Origin of the sequence: Sulfurimonas sp. (assembly GCF_034005705.1) — a bacterium.
Taxonomy (GTDB): Bacteria; Campylobacterota; Campylobacteria; order Campylobacterales; family Sulfurimonadaceae; genus Sulfurimonas.
In genome coordinates this window covers 1-8994 of the sequence record NZ_JAVEUF010000030.1, presented here as the reverse complement: position 1 = coordinate 8994, position 8994 = coordinate 1, and the positions used below count along the sequence as shown (strand labels likewise).

At 42.4% G+C, this 8994-nt stretch carries 8 protein-coding genes; 7 read left to right on the top strand and 1 reads right to left on the bottom strand.

What is annotated here, in order from left to right; all coding sequences use genetic code 11:
* Both RBR61_RS09920 and tpx read left to right on the top strand, forming a co-directional pair.
* A partial coding sequence (locus RBR61_RS09920; protein ID WP_320344006.1) for an ATP-binding protein occupies nucleotides 1–1503 on the top strand: 1503 nt, incomplete at its 5' end.
* A gap of 355 nt (nucleotides 1504–1858) precedes the next feature.
* Nucleotides 1859–2368: a thiol peroxidase gene (gene tpx, locus RBR61_RS09915; RefSeq protein ID WP_320344004.1), complete on the top strand. Its 510-nt coding sequence runs from the start codon at nucleotides 1859–1861 to the stop codon at nucleotides 2366–2368.
* A gap of 5 nt (nucleotides 2369–2373) precedes the next feature.
* Here the strand turns inward: tpx and RBR61_RS09910 are convergent, their stop codons facing one another.
* On the bottom strand, nucleotides 2374–2934 hold the full coding sequence (locus RBR61_RS09910) for a hypothetical protein (RefSeq protein ID WP_320344002.1): 561 nt from the start codon (nucleotides 2932–2934) through the stop codon (nucleotides 2374–2376).
* 126 nt (nucleotides 2935–3060) lie between these two features.
* Here RBR61_RS09910 and RBR61_RS09905 point away from each other — a divergent pair, with 126 nt between their 5' ends.
* The 5 genes from RBR61_RS09905 to RBR61_RS09885 all read left to right on the top strand — a co-directional run bounded on the left by RBR61_RS09905 (nucleotide 3061) and on the right by RBR61_RS09885 (nucleotide 8864).
* The gene (locus tag RBR61_RS09905) at nucleotides 3061–3987 is read left to right on the top strand and encodes a ribose-phosphate pyrophosphokinase (RefSeq protein WP_320344001.1); all 927 of its coding nucleotides are present in this window, start codon (nucleotides 3061–3063) and stop codon (nucleotides 3985–3987) included.
* A 13-nt stretch (nucleotides 3988–4000) separates the two neighbouring features.
* Nucleotides 4001–5791 carry a translation elongation factor 4 gene (gene lepA / locus RBR61_RS09900; RefSeq protein ID WP_320344000.1) on the top strand — a complete coding sequence of 597 codons (1791 nt, stop codon included), beginning with the start codon at nucleotides 4001–4003 and terminating at the stop codon, nucleotides 5789–5791.
* 142 nt (nucleotides 5792–5933) lie between these two features.
* The gene (locus RBR61_RS09895; protein ID WP_320343999.1) at nucleotides 5934–6497 is read left to right on the top strand and encodes a ComF family protein; all 564 of its coding nucleotides are present in this window, start codon (nucleotides 5934–5936) and stop codon (nucleotides 6495–6497) included.
* Nucleotides 6498–6552: 55 nt separating this feature from the next.
* Nucleotides 6553–8427, top strand: coding sequence for a TonB-dependent receptor plug domain-containing protein (locus RBR61_RS09890; protein WP_320343997.1), 1875 nt, complete (start codon nucleotides 6553–6555; stop codon nucleotides 8425–8427).
* Complete coding sequence (locus RBR61_RS09885) at nucleotides 8427–8864, top strand: hypothetical protein (protein WP_320343996.1); 438 nt, start codon at nucleotides 8427–8429, stop codon at nucleotides 8862–8864. The genes RBR61_RS09890 and RBR61_RS09885 overlap by 1 nt, the downstream gene beginning before the upstream one ends.
* Nucleotides 8865–8994 lie beyond the last annotated feature (130 nt).

The following is an 8994-nucleotide window of genomic DNA, read 5'->3' as shown; positions in this document are numbered from 1 at the left end:
CTATCTTCTTCTCTTTACGTCGCCATTATGCTAGCTACCTTTTTTATGGGGTACAGATACCACGTTGCTTTTGCCATAAGTCTGACAGTGCTCTTTAGCCTCTATGTGTTTGGTATAGCCATCTACTCCATCTTAAAGGGCAATCACTACGCAAGGCTCTTCTTGCTCGCTATTACCGCAGGACTGCTTGGAACATTGATTACAGCCCTTACCGTCATGGCGCTGATACCATATACTGATGCAGGACTTCACGCAGTCGATTATGGTATGATTATCGATACGATTTTGCTCTCCTTTGCTTTGGCGGACAGATTTAAAGCTACGCAAGAGGAGAAGCTGCTTGCTGAAGGCAGGACTCAAAAGGCACTGGCGGCAAAAAAGGCAAAAGAGGAGTTCCTCTCAAATATGAGCCATGAGATAAGAACTCCCATGAATGCAATACTTGGATTTATCAATCTTCTAAAAAAGAACATAAAAGATGAAAAGAACCTATCTTACCTCAATATCATCCTCTCAAATTCAAAAACGCTTATGCATGTAATAGATGATATTTTAGACCTCTCAACCATAGAGAGCGGCAAACTTGTAATAAACAAGCACTTTTTCCATCCACAAAAAGAGTTGGAGTATGTAAGCAAACTTTTTGAGCCGACCGCAAAAGAGAGATCAATCGAGCTGATCTCCAATATAGACCCCAATATTCCATACTGCCTAGAGGGCGATCTGTTGAGAATAAAACAGATAATATTTAACTTTTTAAGCAATGCATTCAAGTTCACTCCCCAAGACAAAAAGATATTTGTAGACATTACCTACAAAGATTCAAACCTTATAGTTTCTGTAAAAGACGAGGGGATCGGCATACCTCTTGATGCTCAAAAGAGAATATTCGGTGCCTTTGAACAAGCCGGCTACAGAAGCGGTGAAAAATATGGCGGCACTGGACTTGGGCTCTCCATCTCCTTAAAACTGGCCCACCTTATGGGCGGCGACATCTCGCTCTTTAGCAAAGAGGGGCAAGGGAGCACTTTTACCCTCTCTCTTCCTCTTGAGAACTGCGAATCAGGAGAGATAGAGCAACTAAAAGAAGAAGAGTCTGAGCCTGCGGAAGATTTTGATTTCTCCAACCTATCCGGAAATATTTTAGTCGCAGAAGATAACAAAATGAACCAGATGCTTATGGAGATACTGCTTCAAGAGTACTCTTTGAAACCGACCATTGCCGAAGACGGCTTGGAAGCTCTAAGGCTCTTCAACTCATCAAAGTTCGATCTTATCCTGATGGATGAGAGTATGCCAAATATGACGGGAGTAGAGGCGATATACAAGATACGTGAGCATGAGAGCAAAAACGCTCTTAAACCAACCCCTATTGTAGCCCTTACAGCAAACGTAATGGAAGAGGACAGAGAAAAGTTCTTTGAAGCCGGAGCAGATGACTTCATAGCAAAACCTATAGACATGGCAGAGCTCAACAGAGTTTTAAAACGTTTCCTCTCGTAAATGTGTATAAAAAAATAAACCTATAAAAGAGAATTTACATAATTTTTATGTTAATATCGTTAAAAAAAAATTAGGGCATCTTTAAAAACTCTTACGATTTTTGCTTTAAGAGATTTTACGTATATCAAGGCGGCGCGAAGAGTCATAGCCAAAGCTATGGCGATGAGCGGCAACGAAGATAGGCATAAAATCTATAAAGCCCGAAGGGAAGGCAACTTTTTAACAATTACATCGTCAGATTTCTAACTCTTAGCTACGGCTAGGAGTTTCAAAATCTTGCCTTGTACTAGTTTAAAAATTTGCTCTTCAAAAATCAGTAATAGGGTTTTTAGAGATGCCCTTCAAGGGTATATTTATGCAAACGACAATGTTTAAAGGGAGCACGGTAAATCTAGAGGGAGACGCGCTTAACGTTGGGGACAAAGCGCCTGTTGTACACGCAATAGGGACCGACTTGAACGACGTAGAGATAGGCGGCGCAAAAGACAGGATACAGCTGCTTATAACAGTGCCTTCGTTAGATACGGACACTTGTGCGGCAGAGACAAGAAGATTTAACGAGGACGTAAACAACTTAGATATCTGTGAGACAACGGTTGTCTCTATGGACCTTCCGTTTGCTTCCGAGCGTTTTTGTACCACGAGCGGCATCGAAAACCTCTCAGTTGCAAGCGACTATATCGACAAAGAGGTAAGCAAAGCATACGGTGTTTTAATGGCAGACAACAAGCTAAAGGGCTTAAGTGCGAGAGCGGTTTTTGTCATTGATCGAAGCGGAGTGATAGTCTACAAAGAGATAGTTAGCGAAGTTACCGCAGAACCGAACTATGAAGCAGCTCTTGAGGCTATAAAACAGGCCAGATAAGCCTATTATGCGCTAAAGATAATTTTAGCATTTGCGATGCGCTCATAAAGAGATATCTTCTTTTTATAGGGCATCCACTTAACCAAAAATATTGCCAGAGCCTCCCACAGCGAGACCCAGGCCGCGACCGTAAGTCCCTCCGATATAACTGCAAAAGCGATGCTCTTTTGCATAAACTCACTCTGAGCCATACCGATTGAGAGCGTAGCTATAATAGCCCCTACAAAAAGCAGCGTTGCCGACTTTTTAAACATCTCCTTCATCTTTGAGTGTTCATGCTCCTGCAGATATGCAAAAAATCTCTTTACGCTGTTTTGAAGCCTTGATACCGACTCAGGCTCGATCTTTGACTCAAAATTAAACCGGATCAAAAATCTCTCATCGCCTATCTCGCCGGCACACTCGATTATATAATCAACAAGGTCCTGATTGAGATCTTTTTTTAAAAAGTGGGATTTTTTATCAAATTTGCTGTAGAGATCCTCAACTTTTTGGGTGGAGATATCAATGATTATCTCCCCGCTCTCTGCCATCTCATAACGCTCTAAAATTTCTCTGTTTTGCATACACGTCCCCGCCTGCTTTAAAAATTATATTGTATCACATTGCAAAGCTTTTATATCCGCTTCGCTTTAACAACTCCTCAGCACTATTTTTGTATAATTCCCACTAAATTTTCTAAAAGGTATCCCATGCGCGGTTATAAAATTTTTGCAGGTTCGGCAAGTGTGGAGTTTGCAAAAGAGGTTTGTCAGATTTTAGATGTTCCATTGGCTAAAGCCGATGTTAAAAAGTTTAGTGACGGTGAGATCTCTGTTCAGATCGCTGAGAGCGTACGCGGTCGCGACGTATTTATTGTTCAGTCAACCGGTGCACCATCAAACGACAATCTTATGGAGCTTCTTATCATGACCGATGCTCTTCGCAGATCTTCAGCTTCCAGCATCACAGCGGTCGTTCCGTACTATGGCTATGCAAGACAGGACCGCAAAGCTGCCCCTCGTGTTCCGATCACCGCAAGACTGGTTGCAGATATGTATGAAGCTGCGGGTATAAACAGAGTCGTAACCATTGATCTTCACGCAGGACAGATACAAGGTTTTTTCAACATTCCTGTCGATAATCTCTACGGCTCTATAACTTTTGAGAACTACATCAAGAGCAAAAACCTCAAAAACCCTATTATCGCTTCTCCGGACATCGGTGGAGTCGCTCGTGCACGCTACTTTGCCACAAGAATGGGACTTGATATGGTAATAGTGGATAAACGCCGCGAAAAAGCGAACGAGAGCGAAGTTATGAACATTATCGGCGATGTTAACGGCAAAGATGTCATTATGATCGACGATATGGTCGACACGGCAGGAACAATGGTAAAAGCCGCGACCGCGCTTAAGAACAAAGGTGCAACTTCGGTTGTCGCTTGTGCAACACACGCCGTGCTAAGCGGAAAAGCTTATGATAACATCCAAAACGGCGAACTTGACGAGCTTATCGTTACAAATACATTAGAGTCAAAGCCACACGATAAGATAGTCGTACTTACAGTCGCACCTCTCTTTGCAGAGGTTATTCGCAGGGTCTATCACAACGAGAGTGTTAATTCACTTTTTGCATAAACAAGGGAATTAATTGAAGAATATTAGAAACTTTTCTATTATCGCACATATAGACCACGGAAAAAGCACTTTGGCCGACAGGATCATCCAGGAGTGCGGAGCTGTTAGTGAGCGTGAACTTACAAAACAGATGATGGACACGATGGACATCGAAAAAGAGCGCGGCATTACCATAAAGGCGCAAAGCGTTCGTCTAGACTACGTAAAAGACGGCGAGCACTACATTCTCAATCTTATAGACACTCCGGGTCACGTCGACTTCTCTTATGAGGTTAGCAAATCTTTGGCTTCAAGCGACGGCGCGCTGCTTATCGTAGATGCGGCTCAAGGCGTTGAGGCACAAACGATCGCAAACGTCTACCTGGCTATGGATAACAACCTTGAGCTTATCCCGGTCATCAACAAAATAGACCTCCCGGCGGCAGACCCTGTAAAAGTTGCAGAAGAGATAGAGACAAGTATAGGCATTGATGCGACCGATGCGGTATTGGTATCTGCAAAAACCGGAGTAGGCATCCGCGAACTTATAGATGCTATAGTCGAGCGTGTTCCTGCTCCAAGCGGAGATCCTAAGGCTACTACAAAAGCCATCATCTACGACTCATGGTTCGACCCGTACTTGGGAGCTTTGGCTCTTGTACGTGTATTTGACGGCGAGATCAGAAAAAATCAGCTGGTCAAACTTATGAGCAACAATGAGGAGCATCAGGTGCTCGACCTTATGTACCCTCACCCGCTAAAGAGACAAAAGACAAATGCAATTAAGAGCGGGGAGATAGGCATAGTAGTGCTTGGCCTTAAAGATGTCAGCGTTGTAAATGTCGGCGATACGATCACCGATGCAAAAAACCCGACTGCGGAGCCTGCAGTGAAGTACGAACCTGCAAAACCATTTGTTTTTGCAGGTCTCTACCCTATTGATACCGATAAATTCGAGGAGTTAAGAGACGCTCTTAACAAGCTAAAGCTTAACGACTCTTCTCTATCTTATGAGCCTGAGACATCTATTGCGCTTGGATTCGGCTTTCGCGTAGGCTTTTTGGGCATGCTTCATATGGAGGTTATCAAAGAGCGCTTAGAGCGTGAGTTTGACCTTGACCTTATTGCAACGGCACCCTCGGTCGTCTACCACGTATATCTTACAAACGGCGAGATGGTAGAGGTGCAAAACCCATCAGAACTCCCATCAGTAAGCCAGATAGAGAGAATCGAGGAGCCTTATGTAAAAGCGACAGTGATCACTCCAAGCGAATATCTAGGAAACATCATAACGCTGCTTATCTCAAAAAGAGGTATGCAGGACAAGATGACATACCTGAACGAAGATAGAGTTATGCTTGAGTACTCGCTACCGATGAACGAGATCGTTGTAGACTTTTACGACAAACTCAAATCTATCTCAAAAGGTTACGCAAGTTTTGACTACGAGCCGATAGACTTCAAAGAGGGCAACCTCGTAAAACTAGATGTCAAAGTAGCAGGCGAAGTGGTCGATGCGCTAAGCATCATAGTACCTCTCTCGTCTGCGGAATCAAGAGGACGCGCGCTTGTTAAAAATATGAAAGAGATCATACCTAGACAGCTCTTTGAAGTAGCAGTCCAAGCCTCCATAGGCAACAGGGTCATTGCCAGAGAGACCGTAAAGAGCATGGGCAAAAACGTTACTGCCAAATGCTACGGCGGAGACATAACAAGAAAGAGAAAACTTCTGGAGAAGCAAAAAGAGGGTAAAAAACGTATGAAAGCGATCGGAAAAGTAAATCTTCCTCAAGAAGCATTTATGTCCGTGCTCAAAATGGATTAGACAATGTTTATAATAAATGCTTCTCTTTGCGATAGCAAAAGCTTTAGTGAGAGGAATTGCAGATGGGACTTGTTCCAGCTGCAAGGAGACAATAATATGACGTTTATGTCCGTGCTTAAGATGGATTAAAATGCGCTGCTTAATGTGTGAGAATCTCTCATTTTCGCACATCTGCAAACGTTGTCAAAACACTTTTTTAACCCCATCCATCCACAGAAGAAAGATCCTCGGGACCATCGATGTTATCTCATTTTACAAATACAGCGACATAAAAGAGCTGCTTCACACAAAACATACCGATATCGGCTACTACATCTACTCCATCCTAGCGAAAAACTCCATAGCTAAATTTGCATCGGAGTTCGAGTACCCGTACATAGTAGCCTCAATTGGCGTCGATGACTATACCAAATCAGGCTACTCACATACAGCCATACTAAACAGAGCACTAAAAAGCAAATATATAAAACCTGTTTTTGGCAAACTCAGAGCAAAGAACAGAGTGAGCTACTCAGGCAAAAGCAAACAGTTCAGACTACTAAACCCCAGAGATTTTGAACTGAAAAAAGTGAATGAAAAAAGCGTTATTTTAGTAGATGACATTATTACGACAAACTTGACTCTGACCCAAGCCGTTACTGCTTTACAAAAAGAGAATATAGAAGTTTTATTTTGTCTCACACTGGCAGATGCAAGTCTAAACTAAGCAATCATTTAATATACTGACGTATTACCATTCATAATATTTGTGGGGGATATGGATGCATATAGTTGCACTCTTTTTACTGCTTTCATCTATTCTCTTTTCAGAGGAGCTCTCTCTTGACACCCTTCTTAAAGAGTATAAAAGCGCTGAGGAACCTTACCATAACACAAAAAAAGAGAGTGCCGGACATGTAAGGGTCATAACACGCTCGGAGCTTGACAAGATGCAGGCTTATACCCTCAACGATGTTCTAAAGACCGTTCGCTTCTTTACCCTGCAGCCAAGACGAAACGGGATGACAACGCTTGTAAGAAGCGGTGAGTCACAAATGTCTTCGCTGCCCGTAAAAATATACATAAACTCTCATGAGCTAAACTCCGCTACTCTTGGCAATGTTTTGGTACAGTACGGCAGAATGGGGCTCTACTTTATAGACTACATAGAGATATACCAAGCAGGAAACTCTGTCACATTCGGAAATGAACCCGGGACTCTGCTTATAAAACTCTTTACAAAAGATTCATCCCGCGAAAACAGCACTTCAGTTCAGACCTCGATTGACACGCTGGGAAGCATTACCCTTCAGGCTGTTGAAGCAAAGGTATTTGACGAATACTCCTACCTTGCAAATATCGATCTGAGAAAAAACAACTATGAAGAGTACAACATAGGCGGCACAGATCTCTCAAGAGACGGTCTGAGAGGTCAGATGTACTTCAAGTTCTCAAAGCAAGATGACTACGATATCGAATTTGGAGCCATCAATGAGAAGTATGATATCTTCAGCGGGCTCGGAATGTCAACAAAAGATGGGCATACCCACACCAGCGACATCTATGCACATATAACGAAGTATTTTGAAAATGAGCTAAAAGTGATGCTTACCGCATCTTATGAAAAGTTCGAGATATACAACGAAGATTATCTCGGTATACCGCTGCCGGGTATCACTCCTCCGCTTCCGCAGCAGCTAGATACCGCCATAAATACAAAAGTCTATAGCGCCATCGTGGAGAAGAGATTTATAAACGGCAACAACGACCTCTTTGTAGGAGCACAGTTTAAACGCCAAGAGTTCGGCATAGACGATTACAGAGTAGACGGCGTCGATACACCGATGAACTGGGGACCGAAAAAACTAGACATCTTTATGCTCTATGCGGAAAATCTCTATAATATAAACGAAAACCACCTCATCTCACTTAGCGCAAAATTAGACCGTTACGAGAACAGCTTGGATAGATCATCTACCGAACATATTTTAAGAGCGGGGTATGTGGGTGTCTTTGATGAGTTTAAATTTAAGCTCTTTGCAATGCAGAGCTACGTATATCCGACATTTCTGCAAACTACTTATGCGCCGAACTACAGAGTCAACCCCGACTTGGAGAGTGCTGAGTTACTTACTCTATCTGCCGAACTTATATACACAAAAGAGGACACCACCTACGGATTTGGGATCGGGAAAAGCGAGGCAGACAACGCGATCATATTCGATAAAAACCTTATTAATCCTACACAGAGCATATATGTAAACAGCAGTGACAAAAACAGATTTGAGCTCTTTTTTGCAAATGTAGAGCACAGTTTTAACATCGATAACAGAGTTAAAGTTGAGATATACAGACAGTTCAGGGATAACTACTACTCTCCAAGAGAGGGTGCTGCCCTGCAGCTTTTCAACACCATAGGAAATATCGATATCTACAACGAACTTCTTTACCGTTCCAAATACACGAGCGCGGAGGGGATCGACGTAAAGAGGGGTTACGACTACTCGTTTGGAGCCATATATAGACTAAACAAAAGGACGGAGTTAAAACTAAAAGCGGAAAATATTCTAGATAAGGCTTCAAAGACACCTATAAACGGCGTTGATGTATCGGCAACAGACAGAAGGGTTCTATTTACTGCGGAGTATACGTTCTGATGAGAGCTTTATTAATAGTGCTTTTTTTAGCCGTCGCTTCATTCGCCTCAGAAGAGAGAATAGATATAAAAGCGCAGATACTTGAGAAGATATTTTCAAATATCTCAATAGAAAAAACCATAACTATCTGGAGTGACAATGATGAACTGCTCGAAGAGTTTAAAAAAAGCAGCTATCTCATAGTGACCGATGACTGTGCAGTGGCAACGCTTATCGTAGTGGAGGAGAAAAAAAGCATAGAGGATGATGAGGATTGCAGAGACAAGCCTATTTTTGTTCTAAATTACGAACTGCTAAAAGATATTCCTGAGAGTTTCGGCGCATTTTTTTGGAAAAAAGGCAGACCCAACATTTTTATAGTAGAGCCGAGAACCGAGCTTCAAAACATAAGGGTCTCAAGTGAACTCGATGCATACAAAGAGGATAAAGTATGGTAAAGAAGAGAGAGTTTGGAATATTTTTTCTGCTCTTTATGCTTGGTCTTTTTTTTGCATACATCTACAACGATATAACAAAAACCAAAGATGACATATTTAAGCGAATACAAAACCATCAGATAGAGCAGAT

What these genes read in the sequence shown, in the direction of transcription:
- tpx (WP_320344004.1), top strand. Translation starts at nt 1,859, where the DNA reads ATGCAAACGACAATGTTTAAAGGGAGCACGGTAAATCTAGAGGGAGAC.
- RBR61_RS09885 (WP_320343996.1), top strand. Translation starts at nt 8,427, where the DNA reads ATGAGAGCTTTATTAATAGTGCTTTTTTTAGCCGTCGCTTCATTCGCC.
- RBR61_RS09895 (WP_320343999.1), top strand. Translation starts at nt 5,934, where the DNA reads ATGTGTGAGAATCTCTCATTTTCGCACATCTGCAAACGTTGTCAAAAC.
- RBR61_RS09905 (WP_320344001.1), top strand. Translation starts at nt 3,061, where the DNA reads ATGCGCGGTTATAAAATTTTTGCAGGTTCGGCAAGTGTGGAGTTTGCA.
- RBR61_RS09910 (WP_320344002.1), bottom strand. Translation starts at nt 2,934, where the DNA reads ATGCAAAACAGAGAAATTTTAGAGCGTTATGAGATGGCAGAGAGCGGG.
- RBR61_RS09890 (WP_320343997.1), top strand. Translation starts at nt 6,553, where the DNA reads ATGCATATAGTTGCACTCTTTTTACTGCTTTCATCTATTCTCTTTTCA.